At 61.5% G+C, this 18,685-nt stretch carries 18 protein-coding genes; 10 read left to right on the top strand and 8 right to left on the bottom strand.

The features are described from left to right. The first annotated feature begins 73 nt into the window (after positions 1 to 73). Positions 74 to 1,198: an alkene reductase gene (locus EFR00_RS25380; protein ID WP_077991752.1), complete on the top strand. Its 1,125-nt coding sequence runs from the start codon at positions 74 to 76 to the stop codon at positions 1,196 to 1,198. A gap of 77 nt (positions 1,199 to 1,275) precedes the next feature. Next, positions 1,276 to 2,076, top strand: coding sequence for an aminoglycoside phosphotransferase family protein (locus EFR00_RS25385; RefSeq protein WP_077991943.1), 801 nt, complete (start codon positions 1,276 to 1,278; stop codon positions 2,074 to 2,076). Positions 2,077 to 2,161: 85 nt separating this feature from the next. Here the strand turns inward: EFR00_RS25385 and EFR00_RS25390 are convergent, their stop codons facing one another. Then, a complete protein-coding gene (locus EFR00_RS25390; protein ID WP_077991940.1) occupies positions 2,162 to 3,202 on the bottom strand; it encodes an NAD-dependent epimerase/dehydratase family protein in 1,041 nt (346 codons plus the stop codon). Positions 3,203 to 3,298: 96 nt separating this feature from the next. Between EFR00_RS25390 and EFR00_RS25395 the strand changes: the two genes are divergently transcribed. Together EFR00_RS25395 and EFR00_RS25400 are read left to right on the top strand one after the other, a co-directional pair. Beyond that, positions 3,299 to 4,201, top strand: a complete 903-nt coding sequence (locus EFR00_RS25395; protein WP_077991750.1) for a LysR family transcriptional regulator — start codon at positions 3,299 to 3,301, stop codon at positions 4,199 to 4,201. A 155-nt stretch (positions 4,202 to 4,356) separates the two neighbouring features. Further along, positions 4,357 to 4,872, top strand: a complete 516-nt coding sequence (locus tag EFR00_RS25400) for a GrpB family protein (RefSeq protein ID WP_077991749.1) — start codon at positions 4,357 to 4,359, stop codon at positions 4,870 to 4,872. A gap of 2 nt (positions 4,873 to 4,874) precedes the next feature. On the opposite strand, the gene EFR00_RS25405 is transcribed toward EFR00_RS25400, so the two are convergent. Then, positions 4,875 to 5,156: a DUF2188 domain-containing protein gene (locus EFR00_RS25405; RefSeq protein ID WP_077991748.1), complete on the bottom strand. Its 282-nt coding sequence runs from the start codon at positions 5,154 to 5,156 to the stop codon at positions 4,875 to 4,877. 231 nt (positions 5,157 to 5,387) lie between these two features. Here EFR00_RS25405 and EFR00_RS25410 point away from each other — a divergent pair, with 231 nt between their 5' ends. Continuing rightward, positions 5,388 to 6,485, top strand: coding sequence for a calcium:cation antiporter (locus tag EFR00_RS25410; protein WP_077991747.1), 1,098 nt, complete (start codon positions 5,388 to 5,390; stop codon positions 6,483 to 6,485). 72 nt (positions 6,486 to 6,557) lie between these two features. Here EFR00_RS25410 and EFR00_RS25415 read toward each other — a convergent pair whose 3' ends face one another. The 5 genes from EFR00_RS25415 to EFR00_RS25435 all read right to left on the bottom strand — a co-directional run bounded on the left by EFR00_RS25415 (position 6,558) and on the right by EFR00_RS25435 (position 10,488). Next, complete coding sequence (locus tag EFR00_RS25415) at positions 6,558 to 7,427, bottom strand: 3-deoxy-manno-octulosonate cytidylyltransferase (protein ID WP_077991746.1); 870 nt, start codon at positions 7,425 to 7,427, stop codon at positions 6,558 to 6,560. 28 nt (positions 7,428 to 7,455) lie between these two features. Next, positions 7,456 to 8,358, bottom strand: a complete 903-nt coding sequence (locus tag EFR00_RS25420) for a glycosyltransferase family 8 protein (RefSeq protein WP_009996309.1) — start codon at positions 8,356 to 8,358, stop codon at positions 7,456 to 7,458. A 181-nt stretch (positions 8,359 to 8,539) separates the two neighbouring features. Then, positions 8,540 to 8,926, bottom strand: a complete 387-nt coding sequence (locus EFR00_RS25425; protein ID WP_077991745.1) for a type II toxin-antitoxin system VapC family toxin — start codon at positions 8,924 to 8,926, stop codon at positions 8,540 to 8,542. 2 nt (positions 8,927 to 8,928) lie between these two features. After that, positions 8,929 to 9,189: a type II toxin-antitoxin system Phd/YefM family antitoxin gene (locus tag EFR00_RS25430; protein WP_010047316.1), complete on the bottom strand. Its 261-nt coding sequence runs from the start codon at positions 9,187 to 9,189 to the stop codon at positions 8,929 to 8,931. A gap of 96 nt (positions 9,190 to 9,285) precedes the next feature. Further along, positions 9,286 to 10,488, bottom strand: a complete 1,203-nt coding sequence (locus tag EFR00_RS25435) for a pyridoxal phosphate-dependent aminotransferase (RefSeq protein WP_077991744.1) — start codon at positions 10,486 to 10,488, stop codon at positions 9,286 to 9,288. Positions 10,489 to 10,724: 236 nt separating this feature from the next. Here EFR00_RS25435 and EFR00_RS25440 point away from each other — a divergent pair, with 236 nt between their 5' ends. From EFR00_RS25440 to EFR00_RS25455, 4 genes are all read left to right on the top strand, one after another. Beyond that, positions 10,725 to 12,398 carry an ArnT family glycosyltransferase gene (locus EFR00_RS25440; RefSeq protein ID WP_077991740.1) on the top strand — a complete coding sequence of 558 codons (1,674 nt, stop codon included), beginning with the start codon at positions 10,725 to 10,727 and terminating at the stop codon, positions 12,396 to 12,398. Between the two features lie 236 nt (positions 12,399 to 12,634). Continuing rightward, positions 12,635 to 15,007: a marine proteobacterial sortase target protein gene (locus tag EFR00_RS25445; protein WP_077991737.1), complete on the top strand. Its 2,373-nt coding sequence runs from the start codon at positions 12,635 to 12,637 to the stop codon at positions 15,005 to 15,007. Then, positions 14,997 to 15,758: a class GN sortase gene (locus EFR00_RS25450; protein ID WP_077991735.1), complete on the top strand. Its 762-nt coding sequence runs from the start codon at positions 14,997 to 14,999 to the stop codon at positions 15,756 to 15,758. The genes EFR00_RS25445 and EFR00_RS25450 overlap by 11 nt, the downstream gene beginning before the upstream one ends. A gap of 58 nt (positions 15,759 to 15,816) precedes the next feature. Beyond that, complete coding sequence (locus EFR00_RS25455) at positions 15,817 to 16,959, top strand: PQQ-dependent sugar dehydrogenase (RefSeq protein WP_077991733.1); 1,143 nt, start codon at positions 15,817 to 15,819, stop codon at positions 16,957 to 16,959. Positions 16,960 to 16,982: 23 nt separating this feature from the next. On the opposite strand, the gene EFR00_RS25460 is transcribed toward EFR00_RS25455, so the two are convergent. Next, positions 16,983 to 17,384 (bottom strand): hypothetical protein, encoded by a 402-nt coding sequence (locus tag EFR00_RS25460; protein WP_077991937.1) that lies wholly within the window; start codon positions 17,382 to 17,384, stop codon positions 16,983 to 16,985. Positions 17,385 to 17,644: 260 nt separating this feature from the next. Between EFR00_RS25460 and EFR00_RS25465 the strand changes: the two genes are divergently transcribed. Beyond that, positions 17,645 to 18,535 (top strand): DMT family transporter, encoded by an 891-nt coding sequence (locus EFR00_RS25465; protein WP_077991731.1) that lies wholly within the window; start codon positions 17,645 to 17,647, stop codon positions 18,533 to 18,535. The last annotated feature ends 150 nt before the right edge of the window (positions 18,536 to 18,685 follow it).

The following is an 18,685-nucleotide window of genomic DNA, read 5'->3' on the forward strand; positions in this document are numbered from 1 at the left end:
ACCATCTCTCCGCCTGGGGCCGGGCCGCCCTTGCCCCCGCCGAGTGATCCCTCCCGCAAAAGAAAGGACCATCATGGCCAAGCTTTTCGAACCCACCAAGGTTGGCGACATCACCGTCAAGAACCGCATCGTCATGGCGCCGCTCACTCGCAACCGCTCGCCGGGCGCGATCCCAAACGACCTCAACGTCGAATATTACCGCCAGCGCGCCACGGCAGGACTGATCATCACCGAAGCGACTGCGATCACCCATCAAGGCCAGGGTTATGCCGACGTGCCCGGTCTTTATAGCAAGGCAGCGCTCGAAGGCTGGAAGCGTGTGACCGACGCCGTTCACGCCGCCGGCGGCAAGATCGTCGTACAGATGTGGCATGTCGGCCGCATTTCGCACACGACGCTGCAGCCGAATGGCGGCAAGCCGGTCTCTTCGACCAATCGCGTCGCCAAGGCCAAGACCTATCTGGTCAACGCCGACGGCAGCGGCAGCTTCGCCGACACCTCCGAGCCGCGCGCGCTCGAAACCTCCGAAATCCCTGGCATCGTCGAGGATTACCGCAAGGCTGCCCGCGCCGCCATCGACGCCGGCTTTGACGGTGTCGAAATCCATGGCGCCAACGGCTATCTGCTCGACCAGTTCATTCGTGACGGCGTCAATGACCGCACCGACCAATATGGCGGCTCGATCGAGAACCGCACGCGCCTCGCCTTCGAAGTCGTGGATGCCGTCGTCAGCGAAGTCGGTGCCGGCCGCACCGCGATCCGCATTTCACCGGTGACGCCGTCGGGCGAAAGCTACGATTCCAATCCGCAGGCCACCTTCGCCCATGTCGTCGAGGGACTGGCCAAATACGACCTCGCTTATATCCACGTCATCGAAGGCCAGACGGGCGGCGACCGTGATTACAAGCAGGGCGACAATCCTCCCTTCGATTACAAGGCACTGCGCCGTACCTATGAAAAGGCCGGTGGCAAGGCCAACTGGATGGTCAATAACGGCTATGACCGCGACCTGGCGGTCGACGCCGTCGAAAGCGGCCGCGCCGATCTCGTCGCCTTCGGCAAGCCCTTCATCGCCAATCCCGACCTCGTCGAACGGCTGGCAAAGAACTTGCCGCTCAACACGCCGGACCAGTCTACCTTCTACGGCGGCACCGCCAAGGGTTACATCGACTATGCCGCTGTCGAGAAGGTCGCCTGAGGCCTTCGGATCCGAATTGCGAAATCCCGCCGAGAGGCGGGATTTCCATTTCCGCTCCATCTTTGTACGGTGTCGCCATGTTCGCTCCCTATCTCGATCGCTGGTCGCTCATATCAGACGGCGAGCCCATCCTCACCCATTCGAGCCGCCTGCTGCCGGTCCTCTGGCAGGATAGGCCAGCCATGCTGAAGGTCGCGACCGACAACGACGAACGATATGGCGCGCTGTTGATGCAATGGTGGGACGGCGACGGCGCGGCCCATGTCTACGCCCATGAGGGCGACGCCGTGCTTCTGGAACGGGCGACGGGCAAACGCTTGCTGCTTGACATGGCGATGAATGGCGAAGACGACGAGGCCAGCCGTATCCTCTGCCGGACGGCCGCAAGGCTGCATGCGCCGCGCCCAAAGCCGCTTCCCGATCCGATACCCCTCACCCGCTGGTTCCGTGAACTGGAACCGACGGCCGATAAAGTTGGCGGCACATTTGCCGATTGCTCGACGGTCGCCAACGCCCTTCTTTCCGATCCGCGCGAAGTCACCATCCTCCACGGCGACATTCACCACGGCAATATTCTCGATTTCGAGACACGCGGCTGGCTGGCGATCGATCCGAAGCGCCTTCATGGCGAACGCGGCTTCGATTTCGCCAATATCTTTGCCAACGAGGAGCTGCCTGTTATCACCGATCCCAGCCGTTTCCGCCGCCAGCTCGCCGTCGTCTCGGTGGAAGCGAGGCTCGAGCCGAAGCGGCTTTTGCAATGGATCGCCGCCTATTCCGGACTTTCGGCCGCCTGGTTCCTCGGAGACGCAAACACGCCTCAGGTCGAGACGGCTCTGACGGTCGCCCGGCTCGCCCTTTCCGAACTTGCGGCTTAATGCATGTCGCCCGGAAGTGTGGAGCGGTTCCGGGATAACGACATGCATAAAAACAAAGAGCTATAGCGCGTTGCGTGAATCAAATTTAACGCAACGCGCTATAACGTCCGCCCTGCAGTGAATGCCCGATAACGGCGGACGCTGTCTGACGATGCTGCGGTTCGGACAGGCAGCCGAGCGCCACGAGCGTCGCCTTGACGGCTTCGTCGATCGGTGTGCGCGGCTCGTTTCCGAGTTCAGCCGTCAGTCTGCTGTTCGACATCCGCAACGGCACCTTCCACAGATAGCGCATCTCGTTGATCTCCCGCATCAAGGGAAGGAAGGGCGCGGCGAGCGGCACGATCCACCAAGGAAAACGTCCGATCTTCGCCTTGCCGCCGGCAACGCGCCTGATCACTTCTGCCATCTGCATGCCGTCGGCATCCCAGAAGCCGTCCATATGATAGACGGCAAAGGACGGCAGCCGATCGGCCCGTTCGATGAGCTGCACCATGGTTTCCGCCATGTCGGGCAAGTAGGTCCACTGATGACCGACGCCGCGCCGTCCGGGGTTTTTGATCGTGCCGACCGGCTTGCCCGGCGTCACCAGGCCGGACGAGAACCAGCTGTTGGCAGTGGCTCCCGGGCCGAAGAAATCACCGGCGCGGACGATGATGGCGCCGATGCCGGCTTGCGCCGCCGTCTTCAGCCGTTCCTCCATCTCGACCCGGATCGCACCTTTCCTGGTCACCGGATGCTGCGGGCTCTGCTCCGTCGGCATCGGCAGGGCATCGGGACCGAAATTATAGACGTTTCCGGGCAGCACGATGCGCGCGCCGACAGCGCGGGCAGCGGCAATGGTATTGTCGAGCATCGGCAGCACCAGCTTGTCCCAGTCGCGGTAGCCCGGCGGATTGACGGCATGGACAATCAGCCCGACGCCTTCGGCCGCCTTCTGGACGTCGCCGGCATTCATCGCATCGCCCTGCACCCATTCGAATGCCGGCTCTTTCCCCATCGCCCGTTCCGCATCACGGTTCAGCGCGCGGATCCGCCAGCCGCGCCCCAGCAGTTTTCGCCCAACCGCGCCGCCAATCCCACCGGTCGCGCCGAGAACAAGGGCGGTCATTTTCGTCTCTCTGCTCATCACATGCATCTCCTTCGATCGCATGAAATGAATATGCTCCCGCCCTCACATAAACGAAATTGACGAAATCAGTAGATCAGATATACAAACATATATATGGACTCCGAACCAAGCTGGGATTTCTATCGCAGTTTCCTCACCGTGCTCCAGCACGGATCGCTTTCGGCCGCCGCCCGCGAACTGGGGTTGACGCAACCGACCATAGGCCGCCATGTCGATGCCTTAGAACTGGCGATCGGCGCCGAGCTCTTCACCCGATCGCCGAACGGTCTGCTGCCGACCGACGCAGCACTGGCGCTCGAGCCCTATGCCGAGACGCTGGCGGCAACCACCGCCGCGCTGTTGCGGACCGCATCCAGCCAACGCGAGCGCGTCGCCGGAACGATCAGGATCAGCGCCAGCGAGGTCATCGCCGTCGAAGTGCTGCCTGCGATTCTCGGGCCGTTACAGGACGCCCATCCCGAGCTGCAGATCGAACTCTCGGCTTCCGATGCGATCGAGGATCTGGTGAACCGCGAGGCCGACATTGCCGTGCGCATGGCCGAACCGCAGCAGGATGCGCTCGTCGTGCGCCGCATCGGCGATATTCCGCTCGGCTTCCATGCCCATCGCCGCTATCTCGAACGATATGGCATTCCGCAAAGCGTGGCTGACCTCGCACATCATCGGCTTATCGGCTTTGACCGGCAGACGGCCTATGTCCGCCTGGTGATGAAGCGCTATCCGGTGCCCGATGGGATCAAATTCGCCTACAGGACCGACAGCAACCTCGCCCAGCTTGCCGCAATCCGCGCCGGTGTCGGCATCGGCCTCTGCCAGATCGGGCTTGCACGGGAGAATGCTGATCTCGTGCATCTCCTGGCCGATGCTTTCAACATCCCGCTCGGCACCTGGGTTGCGATGCATGAGAGCCTGAAATCCTCGCCGCGCTGCCGCGTCACTTTCGACGCGCTGGTCAACGGCCTGCAGGATTACCACCGGTATTCGACCAGCGGATAGTCACAAATCGGAATCGATTTCCGAAAAGAATCATGCACAATTGAATAAATCCGGCGCCTCTCCGCCGGCTCACTATTACGCTTACCCTTGTTTTTCCTGCAATTCCCGGCACCAGCCGCATCACATTTTGCTGACATTGCTCCAACAGGATAAAGATGACACCTCACAATCCGGTTGAACTCGTGCCTTACGATCCGCAATGGCCGGCGCACTTCCGGCGCATCCGCGGCCGGCTGCTCACCTGGCTGCCGCAGGCGCTCTCCATCGATCATATCGGCAGCACGTCGATAGCGGGCATGATCGCCAAGCCTCTCATCGATATCGACATCGTTCTTCCCGGCCTCGAGCATATCGCCGATGCCACAGCGGTGCTTCTGGCGGAAGGCTATGAACCGCGCGGCAATCGCTATGACGACGAGGTCTGGGCATTTTTATCGAGAGGTTCGCTACCGGCGGAACGGGTCTACCTTTGCCCGGCCGGCAACGGCACACATCGAAACAGGCTGGCTTTCCGGGATTATCTCATCGCGCATCCGACGTCGGCGAGCGAGTATGCCGCGCTCAGGCGCAGACTGGCAGCCGAGTTCAGGACCGACGGCGATCGCTATACCGCGCAGAAGGGTGAATTTGTCGACACGATCGTTGCGCGGGCATTGAAGGGCAATGCTTAGCGTCACGCGCCGTGCGGGGCCCCGGCCCCGCGATCCTGCCACAGGCCGTCCACCACTTCCGTTTCCGGCCGGTCTCCGCCTTCGGCGTATTCCTCATGCCACTTGCCGTTTTCGTCCTGCCAGCTGATCTCGGCGGAATCGCCGCCGACCTGCTGTTCGGCCGCGACGATGCGCGCAGCCTCGAGCGCCTCGGCATGGCTCGGGAATGCTTCGGAATAGACGCCTCCCAGTCTGTAGGCCCAGCCGCCGTCATGCGGCACGACTTCGTAGACCACCTTGACCATGCATCCGTCTCCTCATCTTTATGTTGCGCATTCGCACGCCTCCGGACAGGATCCGGATCATCGCGGCCGCTTGACGAGAATACGAGGACGCCGCGATCTGCTTTCCGGCCCCGATGGCGTTCAGTATTCCATTAAACGCCGAAGACTGCAAATAGCAGAGTGCGGTGGCGTGCTTCCCATCCTGAATCAGTGACTTAGTTAAGAGGCATGAATCGCAACGGGAGCTTTGATTTGGGCATCGCTTCACGCTTTAGAGCGGAAAAATATCTCGTCGCCGCGCTTGCCGCCGCGATGATCGCGTATCTCCTTGAACACGCAGTGATCGAAATGGGACGCGGTGTCGCGCTGCTCGCCGCCGCGGCCTTGGTCGGCACCATCGTGCTTGCCTCGATCCGCGTCGCCCATCACGCCGAACTGCTCGCCGTCAAGGTCGGCGATCCCTACGGCACGATGATCCTGACACTTTCGGCCCTCGCCGTCGAAGTCCTCATCCTCGCCATCATGATGACCGGCGAGAGTTCTCCGACGCTGGTGCGCGACACGATCTATTCGGCCCTGATGCTCGACATCAACGGCATTCTCGGCCTCGCCGCCCTGCTCGGCGGCCTCAAACACGGCGAGCAGCCCTATAACGACAATTCGGGGAAAACCTACGGCGTGATGATCCTCACCGCCATGGGCATTTCCATGATTGTGCCGGAATTCGTGCCGAGCGATAAGTGGCACTATTATTCCGCCTTCACCATCGTCGCGATGATCGCGCTTTACGGCCTCTTCCTGCGCATGCAGGTCGGGCAGCACAGCTATTTCTTCAGTTACAGCTATCCGCGCTCCGAGCGGAAGAAGGAAAGTCACGACGAACGCGACACCGAGGAGTCGGCGGCGGTCTCGATCGTGAGCATCCTCGCAGGCATAGTCATCATCGGTGTGCTCGCGGAGTTCATGTCGGCTTTCATGGCTGAGGGCCTGCGCGACAGCGGAGCCCCGATCGCCGTCACCGCCGTCGTCGTCGCGGCAATTTCGGCCGCACCCGAGATCCTGACCGCCTTGAGAGCGGCGTTGAGAAACCGGATGCAGGCGACGGTCAATATCGCCATGGGCGCCTCGCTGTCGACGGTGATCCTGACGGTGCCCGCCATGGAGGCGATCGCGCTCTATACCGGCCAGCCCCTCATCATGGCGATGACTCCGGTGCAGACGGTGATGGTCGCGATCACACTGATTGCCGCGGCAATCAATCTCAACGATGGCGAGACCAACGCCATCGAGGGTATGACGCATTTCATCCTCTTTTCCACCTTCGTCATGCTGACGGCGCTGGGGCTTTGAAGACGGCGCGGAGATTGATCGCCGAAGAAACTCGTTCGGCAGGTCACGCCCTCCGACGAGAACCGGCGGCAATCATTTCTTCGTTTTTTCGAGGTAGCGCTCTTTGCGGGTTTTCGGCTTGAAGCGCCGGAAGAAGTTTTCGATGGCGCGAATGGATTTGGTGACCGACATCAGCCTGTCGATCTGGCCGTTCGCATTGTGCAGGCGCTCGGACAAGACTTCAGCCGCCGTCATCGCGATCTCGATCGGCGGGACGTTAGGAAACCTTTTGCCGAGCGCCGAATAGGGGCTGGCATCGACTCCGCCCAACATCGAGATCGAGCCCATCCTGGCAAAGAGGCGCAGGAAGATCTGTTCGAACGTCCAATCGTGCACGTCGAAGACCTTCCACTTCTCGCTTCTCTTGGCCGAAAAGCCGGCAAGCAGGATCTTGCCCGGCAGTTGCAGGTCGGCGAGCCAGAGCGCCATCGCGAAGCCGCTCGTGGCGATTTTGCCCTGGGGATAGAGATCGCCAAGCATTTGCGTCAGATCGAGGTGGCGAGCCTTGGCGCCGTTGAAGCGGCCTTCCTCGCTGAAATTTTCCTCCGGGGAGACGCGGATATTGATGACACCCAGGAAATCATCGCCGGCAAAGAAGTGCAGGACATCGCCCACTTCCCGCCGGTGGACGATATTGGCGCCCATCACGCCGCTGCGGGCAACCAGCACCGCATGTCCGGCGAAGGGCTCGTCGAGCACCTTGTAGACATTGTTGAAGAAGACGTAGAGCGCGGTCTCCGGCAGCTCGCTTCTGAGCCGTTCGAAATCGACCGCTTCGCTGTTTGCCACCAGCACGATGTGGGAATAGCGCGACAGCAGCGCCTTCCACGCTTCCGGTGTCAAGAGATTCATCCCGCCATCTTCGGCGGCCGTAGTCCTGATATCGCTCGGAATTGATTCCATCGGCTCACATGCACTTTCCAAGGACGATCTAGCTGTTGCTGAAATAGGCACGCATCCGTGCAAGCCGCGTCAGCCCACCGATCTGCTTTCCCACATGCGAGAAGAAACCGGCAACCCGGCCCGCCGCTGACGGCTGCTTGCAGAAGCAGGCCCACGGCGTGTTGCGGAGATCTTCGGCATAACGTGCGGCCACCCGACGGTGCACCCAGGGAACGGTCGCCTGCCACGGTTTCTTACGACCGGTGAAATGAAGGATCGCCGGCCGGGTGACGAAAGGCAGCAATCCCGTCTGCGTGTTCCAGCGCGGATCGAGCACCAGCCAGTCGCCGTCGAATGTGACGTTCAGCGCATCCTGGTCGTTGTTTTCGAACAGATGCGAGCGCTCCTCGAAGATCTCCCGGGTCCTGACAAAAAGCCCCTTTGCTCGGCAGACCGACCAGTCGAACAGCAAGACGCCCGCGTTGAAGTAGCGCCCGCCCTCGCTCATGCCGATCTTGCGCTGCCGCGCGCCAGCCTTCTCGGGAAAGGCCATGACATAGTCATCGACGGCGCCAAGCGCCTTGCCCTGGAGATCCCTGGTGAAGAGTTCGTCGACGGACGCTACCGCCAGCACATCGGCGTCGAGGTAAAGCAGGCGCTCGATATTCTCCGGAATTTGCAGATCCATATAGAGCCGCGCCAGCGTGGCGGCGGACCAACGGCCCCGCGCTTGGCGCGCCGTATCCGGCGTCGCATAGGGCAGCACCTTGATCGTGATGCCATGCAGGCGCGCGAAGCTTTCGACCTCGGCGACCTCGTTCGGCTTCAGGTCGATGCCGAGAAGCAGGAATTCACAGGCCCTCGCCAGATTGCGCTTGACGGAAAGCAGGGTGCAGCAGGCAGCCGGCAGCATGTTGACGTCGGAACAGACGATGACGGCACTCTGCTGCAAAATCCGGCCTCCCAAAGCGGCAACTTGAACTTGATGGCGGATATCTAGTTGGTTTGGCGGCCGCCCGCAACCTGAGATCACCCGCGCCGACGGCGCTCCCCCTCACGATTTGAATCGGAATTCAACGACTTGCGAGGCAAAGCGGAATCGCGGCCGCAAGGTCTTCAATCAGGATGGAAGCCTATAGCCGCAGCGCCAGCGGATGGCCGACGAGCAATCGGTCGACCGTCGCAAGCTGCAAGCCCTCGACCTTGCACTGCGCCAGCAGCAGGCGGTCGAAGGGATCGCGCGTCTCAGGCTCTGGATCGGCGGCGGTGATGACATGCGGGACGTCCATGGGCAGGATCGTCAGCCCGGTCTCCCGGAGATAGATGGGAATGGTCTCCAGGGGCAATCCTGGCTGCAATTTCCCAAGCCTCGTCTTGATGGCAATTTCCCAGAGACTGGCGACGCTGACGAAGCCGCTGGCGGCATGGTCCGAAAGCAGCTGCTCGACACGCGGGAAACGTTCCGTCAGTTGCTTCTGCGCAATCGCGATCACCATGTGCGTGTCAAGCAGGACCCGCATGTTCACGGCAGCGGCTTCAAAAGGAAATCTTCCGGCAGAGGATCGTCGAAGTCGTCGGCGATATACATCTCCGTCCTCGTGATGCCCTTGGAACGGAGATAGGCCTCACCAGCCTCCAGGTTCAAGCCGCCTCGCTTCTGATGCGGGACGAGATCGAAGACCGGCTTGCCGTTGCGCGTCACGACAATGGTCTCGCCTTCCTCGACCTCGCGGGCAAGCTCGGTCAGGCGATTCTTCGCGTCGCGGATCGTCACGGTCCTCATGGCGCAAATGTAGCTACATGCAGCCACATCGTCAACGCCGCAACAAAAAGGCCCGCCGTCACCGGCAGGCCGTCGATCTGTTGTATCGCAGTCCGCTTACTTGCAGGCGGCGCAGAAACGCTGGATGCGGCGGCAGGCTTCCTCGAGCAAATCCTCCGAGGTTGCGTAGGAAATGCGGAAGTTCGGGCCGAGGCCGAAGGCCGAACCGTGAACGACGGCCACACCTTCCGATTCCAGAAGCTCGGAGACGAAATCCTCATCCGTCTCGATGACCTTGCCGGAGGGCGCGGTTTTGCCGATCAGGCCGGCGCAGGAGGGATAGACGTAGAAGGCGCCTTCCGGAACCGGGCAGACGATGCCCTTGGCCTGGTTCAGCATGGACACGACGAGATCGCGGCGGCCTTCGAAGATCTTCTTGTTTTCCGGGATGAAGTCCTGCGTGCCGTTCAGCGCTTCGACGGCCGCCCACTGGGCGATCGACGTCGCGCCCGAGGTCTGCTGGCCCTGGATCATATCCATCGCCTTGATGAGCTGGATCGGGCCGGCTGCATAGCCGATACGCCAGCCGGTCATCGCGTAAGCCTTGGAAACGCCGTTCATCGTCAGCGTCTGGTCGTAGAGCTTCGGCTCGACTTCGACAGGCGTGACGAACTTGAAGTCGCCATAGGTCAGGTGCTCGTACATGTCGTCGGTCAGCACCCAGACATGCGGATGCTTCATCAGCACGTCGGTCAGCGCCTTCAATTCGGCATGCGTATAGGCAGCACCCGTCGGATTGGACGGCGAGTTGAAGATGAACCACTTGGTCTTCGGCGTGATCGCCTTTTCGAGATCGGCGGCCTGGAGCTTGAAATTATGCTCCTGCGTGGCGGAAACGAAAACCGGCGTGCCGCCGCAGAGCGCCACCATCTCCGGATAGGAAACCCAGTAGGGTGCCGGGATGACGACTTCGTCGCCGGGGTTCAGCGTCGCCATGAAGGCGTTGAAGAGGATCTGCTTGCCGCCGGTGCCGACGATCGTCTGCTCCCAGGAATATTCCAGGCCGTTTTCGCGCTTGAACTTGGCGGCGATCGCCTTGCGCAGTTCGGGAATGCCGGAAACCGGCGTGTACTTCGTCTCGCCGCGGTTGATCGCGTCTATGGCGGCCTTCTTGATATTCTCGGGCGTATCGAAATCCGGCTCGCCGGCGCCCAGCCCGATGACGTCGCGTCCTTTTGCTTTCAGCTCGCGCGCTTTCTGGGAGACGGCGATGGTGGCTGAAGGCTTCACACGGGAAAGAGCATCGGCAAGGAAGGCCATGATATCGGTCCTAATGGTTGAAACGGGCAGAAAGCCGGGACCGGAGTTCTGCGGTTAGCTCTATGTCCAATGTATGACGGCATTTCAAGCGCAAAGGCGTGATGGGGGCAATGATTCTTATTGATCCTTTCGCCAAACAGGCCGAGCCGGCGCTCGTGCCATCTTAGCACGAGGACGAGGGTCAATACTCAATTTGGATGAATTGCTTTTTGAGCCGCTGCTGATGAACTGCCGGCATGACAAAGCCGCCCCGCAAGCCCTCCACGCCACTGCGTCTCGCGCCCAACGACCTGGAATTGAACCAGCCCGAAAGTCGGCAGTACCCGCAGGAGACGATCGACCGGGAAACGGCTGCTCGCGGCTACCTTAACCTCGACACGGCAATCCTGCTGGGAATTCTGCTGATTGCGGTCGTCTTCAGGTTCCACAAGATCACCTTGCCGCTGGTCGACGGCTTCAGCTGGCGCGAGATAAGCACGGCCATGATGGCCGACAATTTCCAGCAGCGCAGCTGGAACATCTTCTTTCCAGAGGTCAGCTGGACCGGGCCCGGGCCAAGCTATCAGGGCCGCGAGTTCCAGATCGTCAGCTATCTCACCGCCCTGCTCTACCAACTCTTCGGCTGGCATGACTGGTTCGGCCGCGTGGTTGCAGCCTGCTTCGGGCTGGTAACGGTGTTTTCGCTGCACAGGCTGACGGCGCTGTGCTGGGGTGAGAGGCACGCCCACGCGGCGGCGCTGGCCTACGCGTTGATGCCGGCGGCGATCATGATCGACAGCTCGTTCCTTCCCGATCCGGCGATGCTGGCTCTGGTGACCCTTGGCGTCTGGCTGTTTGTCAAATACTGGGCCGGCGGCAGCGGCTGGCTCTTGCCGCTCGCCACGCTCAGCTTCTCGCTCGGCGCGCTGTCAAAGCCGCCGGGCATCGCTGCCGGCGCCGTCATCTTCTATCTGATGGTCTGCTGGATCCTGGAGAAGAAGTGGAAGCAGGCGCGCTTAGTCTTCCTGTCGGGGCTTTTGAGCCTGGTCGTTATTGGCGCTTATTTCAGCTGGGCGATCTATCTGGCCCGCAGCTATCCGCCGTTCCATTTCGCCGGCAGCGGCGGCTATATCTGGGATTACGGCGTCTGGACATATGTCAGGGACAGGTTCTACTTCCAATCCGCATGGAACACCTCCGTCTTGTGGTTCTACGGCTATCCGTTCATGGTGCTGTTCGCAGTCGGCTTGTGGATGCCGCTTACCCGCGCCGAAGATCCGAAGCAACGCGCCCTTTCGGCCATTCCCTATATATGGCTGGCGGCGGCTGTGATCCTCTATCTGGCCGCGGCGGGCGAGATCACCAGCAATGTGTGGAACCTCCACATCTTCCATGTGCCGGTCGCGATATTCTGCGGCCATGGCGCGCTTCTTCTGGCAACGCTTGCATCGAGAACCTTTCCAACGCCGACGGTGGCGCTTCGCTTGATCTGTATCGTCGCCATCGTGCTCGGCTGGTCGACCCTTCCCCTCGTCAGGACGATGAAGAAGCCAATCGCGATAAAGGGCAAGCTGCTGGGCGAGGAACTGGCGCGGCTGGCGCAACCGGGCGATCTCGTCGTCGCCATCGCGCCCGAAGTCGGCGATCCCGTCGCAGTCTACTACAGCAGGGCGCGCGGCTGGGTGTTCCCGCCTGGCGGAGGCGATACCGAGTGGTCGAAATTCGTCGCGGATGACGCCACTGCGATCGCACAGCTCGAGGAGCTGCGCGCGCAAGGCGCGGATCTGTTCGGCGTGGCCAAGAACGCCACAGACAAGCAGGACCTGCTGTTCGTGGAGCATCATAAGGGCCTGATCGACTATCTCGACAGGACCTCAACCAAGCTTACTGATTCAGATGATTTGCTGGTCTACAGGATCACCCGTCCCTGAGACCGCCACAGTCTTTAGCGGCACGCCTTCGACCACATCACATCAGGCACACTCGCGATCGCAACGGTCGCATTTTTTGTCACCTAAGCCCTTAGAAATCAGGGGGTTTGGGGATTCGTCCTTCGCCACGAATAAGCCGCAACAAATGCCGCACGCCGCCGCAATTCGGTCGCGAGCGCGCCGAGATCGAAGCCGCATCATTGCGCTATCCAAAATTGGTTATTGAGGGTACGCCAATGTTTCTGGAAGATGAGTTCGCCATCGGGCGCATGCGCATGCGCCGGATTTCCATTTCATTTCTAGTCGCCGCCACCGCCTTTGTCGCCTGCCTTGCAGCAATGCTGGGACTTGCCTCCGCCGCGCGGGCCGAGGCACAGCAGACATCCGGTCAGCTAGCGGCCCTTGTCCGCCCGAACGACGTCAATAGCGGCTCGCTGCTCTTCCCGTCGAAGGAGCCGGGCTTTTTTGTCGAGGCGCCGCGGTTGAAGACCGACGTCACCATCGATGTCTCCGGCCCGATCGCCAGGGTAAAGGTGACACAGCGCTTCCAGAACCCGAGCCAGGGCTGGGTCGAGGGCACCTATGTCTTCCCGCTGCCGGACAATTCCGCCGTCGACGCGCTGAAGATGCAGATCGGCGAACGCTTCATCGAAGGCCAGATCAAGCCGCGCCAGGAAGCCCGCGAGATCTACGAGCAGGCCAAGGCCGAGGGCAAGAAGACGGCATTGCTCGAACAGCAGCGGCCGAACATCTTCACCAACCAGGTCGCCAATATCGGCCCCGGCGAAGAGATCGTCGTGCAGATCGAGTATCAGCAGGCGGTCCGCCAGTCGGGCGGCGAGTTCTCGCTGCGCTTCCCGATGGTCGTCGCGCCGCGCTACAATCCGGCGCCGATCGTCCAGACGGTCGAATTCAACAATGGCGCCGGCTTTGCCACGCCGAGCGACCCGGTGGAAAACCGTGAGAAGATCGAAGCGCCGGTGCTTGATCCGCGCGAGAATGCCAAAATCAACCCGGTCTCGCTGACCGTCAACCTCAAGGCAGGTTTTCCGCTCGGTGACGTCACATCGTCCTTTCACGCGGTCGATATCGGACAGGACGGCGACCAAGCGAGGACGATCAGCCTGAAGGGAGATGCCGTCCCGGCGGACAAGGATTTCGAGCTCACCTGGAAGGCTTCTCCAGGCAAGATGCCGAGCGCCGGTCTCTTTCGCGAAGTCAAGGACGGCAAGACCTATCTGCTCGCTTTCGTCACTCCGCCGACGGCGCTAGACGCGGCAGCACCGCCGGCCAAACGTGAAGTGGTCTTCGTCATCGACAATTCCGGCTCCATGTCCGGCCCGTCGATCGAGCAGGCAAGGCAGAGCCTGGCCCTTGCCATCTCGAGGCTGAACCCGGACGACCGCTTCAACGTCATCCGTTTCGACGACACGATGACTGATTATTTCAAGGGCCTCGTCTCTGCCACCCCAGACAACCGTGAAAGAGCCATTGCCTATGTCAGGGGCCTGACCGCCGACGGCGGTACGGAAATGCTGCCCGCGCTTGAAGATGCGTTGCGCAACCAGGGTCCGGTCGCAAGCGGCGCGCTGCGCCAGGTCGTGTTCCTGACGGATGGCGCGATCGGCAATGAGCAGCAACTCTTCCAGGAAATCACCGCAAACCGCGGCGATGCCCGCGTCTTCACCGTCGGCATCGGCTCGGCGCCGAACACTTATTTCATGACCAAGGCCGCCGAGATCGGCCGCGGCACTTTCACCCAGATCGGCTCGGCCGATCAGGTGGCAAGCCGCATGGGCGAACTCTTCGCCAAGCTGCAGAACCCCGCCATGACCGATATCGCCGCCACCTTCGAAGGCGTGGAAGCCGAGGACATCACGCCGAACCCGATGCCGGATCTTTATAGCGGCGAGCCCGTCGTGCTGACCGCGGAGCTGCAGCAGGACAAGCCCGCCGGCAAGCTGCAGATCGTCGGCAAGACGGGCGACCAGCCCTGGCGCGTGGAGATGGATATCGCTCACGCCGCCGACGGCAACGGCATCTCCAAGCTCTGGGCGCGGCGCAAGATCGACGATTTCGAGGCCCGCGCCTATCAACGCCAGGATCCTGCCGGGCTCGACAAGGATATCGAGGCGGTGGCGCTTGCCCACCATCTCGTCTCCCGCGTCACCAGCCTCGTCGCCGTCGACGTCACGCCGTCGCGGCCGGTAAACGAGCCGCTCGGCTCGGCAAAGCTGCCAATCAACCTGCCCGAAGGCTGGGACTTCGGAAAGATCTTCGGCGAAACAGACGGCGCGACACGCCGGGCCGCCGCGGATCCGGCAGGAAATGCAGCACCGGAACAAGCCGTAGCCGTCACGCAGGAGCCTGCCGCATCGCCAGAGATCGCAAACATGATGGCCGCAGTGCCGACGGCGAAAGCCGCCACGCTGATCGCTCAGAAGAGTTCGACCGTGAACCTGCCGCAGACGGCGACCCGGGCCGACGAGCAGATCATGCGCGGGCTTACCATGCTGTTGCTGGCGCTGACGGCGGCGAGCGGGCTCGCCATCTGGCGCCGCCGCATCAAGGGCCTCGTCAAGGCCGGAGCCAAGCGCGATGGCCTCTAGCGGCAACGAGGAAGCGGCCGAATTCGAGCCACTTCCGACCTATCTGGAACTCGCCATGGCCGCGGCCACGGCCCATGACAGACCGAAGGCGCGCCAGAAGAAGGGTTTCTTCCTCTGGCGCCTTTCGCCGATCGAAAAGACGATCGCCTTCGCCATTTCAGGTCTTGCCCTTTACGGCCTGGCGCTGATCGGCGACGGTGTCCTGCTGAAGGCGAAGGCGGAGCTCTCGCAGGTCCTGCTGAAGCGCGCTTTCGCCGCCGAACTGCACGGCGAAGAGATGAAGCCCTGGCCCTGGGCCGATTTTACCACGGAAGCCAAGGTGCGCGCGCCGCGCCTCGGCAAGGAGGCCATCGTGCTCTCCGGCGCCTCCGGCGAGGCCCTCGCCTTCGGTCCCGCCTGGCTCGCCAACACGCCGCAGCCGGGCGAGCAAGGCACCTCCGTCATCGCCGCCCATCGCGACACGCATTTTCGCTGGCTCCAATATGTAAGGCCCGGCGATACCATCGAAATCACCCGCCGCGACGGCAAGCTGTTGACCTTCAAGGCCGGCGAAGGCCGCATCGCCCCATGGGATGCGAGCGGCATCGATCCCGCCTCCGACGGTCGCCGCCTGGCGCTGACCACCTGCTGGCCCTTCGATGCGACCGAACCGGGGTCGCTGCGCTACATCGTCGAAGCGGAATTGGTCGACGGCGAGGCGACCGGCTCCGTTCAACCGGCAAACACAAAGCCGTTATTGCAAAGCGAATGAGGTTGAAGCCGTCCCCTGCCCGCTCCACGTTCAGCATGAAGAGACGACGGGGAGCAAGATGAAGAGAGTATCCGCCTTCCATTTCGCTGCAGCGCTGGCGTTCGCAGGCGCCATATCGGCCAACGCGGCCGATACCGTCAATACACAGGGTCCCGCTGTTCGTGTCGAAAAACTCGCCGATGGTCTCGACCATCCTTGGGCGGTCGAGGCACTGCCCGGCGGCGGCTATATCGTTACCGAGCGGCCCGGCCGCATGCGCATTATCCGCGACGGCAAACTGTCCGATCCGATTGCTAACGTGCCCAAGGTCAGTGCCCGCGGCCAAGGTGGGCTACTGGATCTGGCGCTCGCCCCGGATTTTGCCACGAGCAGAAAGCTCTATTTCACCGCCGCCATGGCGAATGACCAGGGCTCCGGCACCCGAGCCTTCAGCGCGAAGCTTTCTGCTGACGAGAAGAAGCTCGAGGCTGTAACCCCTCTGTTCGGCATGCGGCGCTTCACATCCACCAACATTCACTATGGCTCGCGGATCGCGATTGCCCGTGATGGCACACTGTTCATCAGCGTCGGGGACCGCGGCGACCGCGCCCGTTCCCAGGATTGGCAGGACAATGCCGGCGCGATCATCCATATCAATGCCGACGGCAGCATCCCCGCCGACAATCCGTTCAAGGACGGCGGCAAGGCGCTGCCGGAGATCTGGTCGAAGGGCCATCGCAACCCGCAGGGCATCACCTTCGACGCCAAGGACGGCAAGCTCTATACGGTCGAACACGGCGCGCGCGGCGGCGACGAAATCAACCAGCCCGAAGCGGGCAAGAATTACGGTTGGCCGATTATTACCTACGGCCGCGACTATTCCGGCGCCGAGATCGGCGAAGGTACCGCCAAGGAAGGGCTGGAGCAGCCGCTGCAGTACTGGGATCCGTCAATTGCGCCCGGCGCGCTCGCCGTCTATCGCGGCGCCATGTTCCCGGAATGGGATGGCGACTTCCTCGTCGCGGCGCTGAAATTCCAGCTGCTTTCGCGCATGCAGCGGGATAAGAGCGGCGCCTTCGTTGCCGAGGAGCGTTTGTTCGAGGGTAATTACGGCCGCATCCGCGACGTCGTCGTCGCGCCCGACGGCGCGTTGCTAATGGTGACGGACGAGGACGACGGCGCGCTGCTCAGGGTTTCCAGGGCGCAGGCGAGCAACGACTGAGTTCCCGGTCAGCCTCGAGGCGGCTATTTACAGCTATATTCCCAGATGAAGTATTGAGGGTGCCTAGCCTCAGGGTCCTCATCCTGTTCCGGATCCTTGCTCACCCAAATATTTCCGAGCGAGGAGACACCGTCCTGGCAGGTGGTTTTGATGAGCCTGGCCACCATCTCGAAAACCTGCAAATGGCGGTCACGAAACGACATCTCAGCCAGCGGGCCTATATATTTCTTCCCGCTGTGAGTGACTTCAATTCTGCGATTTTTCGAAGTTAGGACGATAACCCGGTAACTGAATTTCGAACCGTTCCGCTCTATTGTTCCACTTTTTACAGCATCGCGGGCATTTGCCGGTTCAGTAGCAACGACCAGAAGACCGAACAGCGCAATAAAGCTTAAATATTTTCCGCCCAAAAAAAAGCGCTCCATTACATTCACTTGATATGCTCTAACCATCTACGCAATCAGGAGGCATTGCCATCGCAACCATCTTTTGTTCCACAGGAACATGATCTCAGGGCGGTTGGAGAACATTGCGGATCACCAACTGGTAGAAGTTTCAGAGCAAAGTGGAGTTCGCGCAAGACGCTACCGATCGTCATCTGTCAGCCGCCAAAACCTCACCCTTGCCGAACGGAAACACAACTGCTAACCGCTGGGGCACATCCCCTTCCCCCTTCGAGGACGACATGACGCGCGTTCAGGCGAATCTCCTCCTATTGCTTGCAGCCGCCATCTGGGGCGGCGGCTTCGTCGCGCAGTCGACGGCGATGAAGGCGATCGGACCCTTCTGGTTCATCGGCCTGCGTTTTGCCGTCGCCACATTTGCCGTGCTGCCTTTCGTCCTTTTCGAAGCGCGCAAGGCCAAGGCGAAGACAAGCAAGCGGCATGCGGGACTCTACATGCTGACCGGCCTTGCCCTTTTCGGCGGCGCCGCCACGCAACAGGTAGGACTGCAGACGACGACGGTGACGAATTCCAGCTTCATCACCGGTCTCTATGTCGTCTTCGTGCCGCTGATCGCCGTGCTCTTCCTGCGCCGTGCCCCGCATTGGATCATCTGGCCGGGCGCCCTGATGGCTGTCGCGGGCATTTATCTCCTGTCCGGCGGTCATCTCTCGGCGCTGACGTCAGGCGATTTGCTGACCGTCGTCTGCGCCGTCTTCTGGTCGATCCAGATCACTCTTGCCGGCACGACGGTTTCCGAGACCGCAAGGCCGCTCGCGCTTTCCGCCACGCAATTCGCCGTCACCGCGGTATGCGCACTCATCATTGCCGCAGCCGTCGAACCGATCAGCCTTCCCGCCATATGGGCCGCAGCCCCGCAGATCCTCTATGTCGGCATCTTCTCCTCCGGCCTGGCCTTCGTGCTGCAGGTGATCGGCCAGCGCTACACGACGCCCTCACAGGCGGCGATCTTTCTCTCTTCCGAAGCTCTCTTCGGCGCATCGCTGGCAGCGCTGCTGCTCGGTGAGTCGATGTCGGCGACCGGCTATACAGGTTGCGCGCTAATGTTTATCGCTATGCTTGTGGTCGAACTCGTGCCGAGCTTCACCCGCCGGGGCCTGCGGGCCGCTTGAACACGCGTCCAAATATGGGTGGATAGGCAATCCGAAAAAAATTTCGCCCAACCGGAAAGACGCGTTCACGTTGCATTTTTGGCAAAATCTGCTCGAAATTTATATTGCGGACGATATAAAGCATTAATCATGCCCCTCCGGCGAAGGAAA

This window comes from Rhizobium sophoriradicis, from assembly GCF_003939025.1.
GTDB lineage: Bacteria > Pseudomonadota > Alphaproteobacteria > Rhizobiales > Rhizobiaceae > Rhizobium > Rhizobium sophoriradicis.

Coding starts and splice junctions, on each gene's coding strand:
- EFR00_RS25380 (WP_077991752.1), top strand. CDS start 74: ATGGCCAAGCTTTTCGAACCCACCAAGGTTGGCGACATCACCGTCAAG.
- EFR00_RS25385 (WP_077991943.1), top strand. CDS start 1,276: ATGTTCGCTCCCTATCTCGATCGCTGGTCGCTCATATCAGACGGCGAG.
- EFR00_RS25390 (WP_077991940.1), bottom strand. CDS start 3,202: ATGAGCAGAGAGACGAAAATGACCGCCCTTGTTCTCGGCGCGACCGGT.
- EFR00_RS25395 (WP_077991750.1), top strand. CDS start 3,299: ATGGACTCCGAACCAAGCTGGGATTTCTATCGCAGTTTCCTCACCGTG.
- EFR00_RS25400 (WP_077991749.1), top strand. CDS start 4,357: ATGACACCTCACAATCCGGTTGAACTCGTGCCTTACGATCCGCAATGG.
- EFR00_RS25405 (WP_077991748.1), bottom strand. CDS start 5,156: ATGGTCAAGGTGGTCTACGAAGTCGTGCCGCATGACGGCGGCTGGGCC.
- EFR00_RS25415 (WP_077991746.1), bottom strand. CDS start 7,427: ATGGAATCAATTCCGAGCGATATCAGGACTACGGCCGCCGAAGATGGC.
- EFR00_RS25425 (WP_077991745.1), bottom strand. CDS start 8,926: ATGCGGGTCCTGCTTGACACGCACATGGTGATCGCGATTGCGCAGAAG.
- EFR00_RS25430 (WP_010047316.1), bottom strand. CDS start 9,189: ATGAGGACCGTGACGATCCGCGACGCGAAGAATCGCCTGACCGAGCTT.
- EFR00_RS25435 (WP_077991744.1), bottom strand. CDS start 10,488: ATGGCCTTCCTTGCCGATGCTCTTTCCCGTGTGAAGCCTTCAGCCACC.
- EFR00_RS25440 (WP_077991740.1), top strand. CDS start 10,725: ATGACAAAGCCGCCCCGCAAGCCCTCCACGCCACTGCGTCTCGCGCCC.
- EFR00_RS25445 (WP_077991737.1), top strand. CDS start 12,635: ATGTTTCTGGAAGATGAGTTCGCCATCGGGCGCATGCGCATGCGCCGG.
- EFR00_RS25450 (WP_077991735.1), top strand. CDS start 14,997: ATGGCCTCTAGCGGCAACGAGGAAGCGGCCGAATTCGAGCCACTTCCG.
- EFR00_RS25455 (WP_077991733.1), top strand. CDS start 15,817: ATGAAGAGAGTATCCGCCTTCCATTTCGCTGCAGCGCTGGCGTTCGCA.
- EFR00_RS25460 (WP_077991937.1), bottom strand. CDS start 17,384: ATGGAGCGCTTTTTTTTGGGCGGAAAATATTTAAGCTTTATTGCGCTG.
- EFR00_RS25465 (WP_077991731.1), top strand. CDS start 17,645: ATGACGCGCGTTCAGGCGAATCTCCTCCTATTGCTTGCAGCCGCCATC.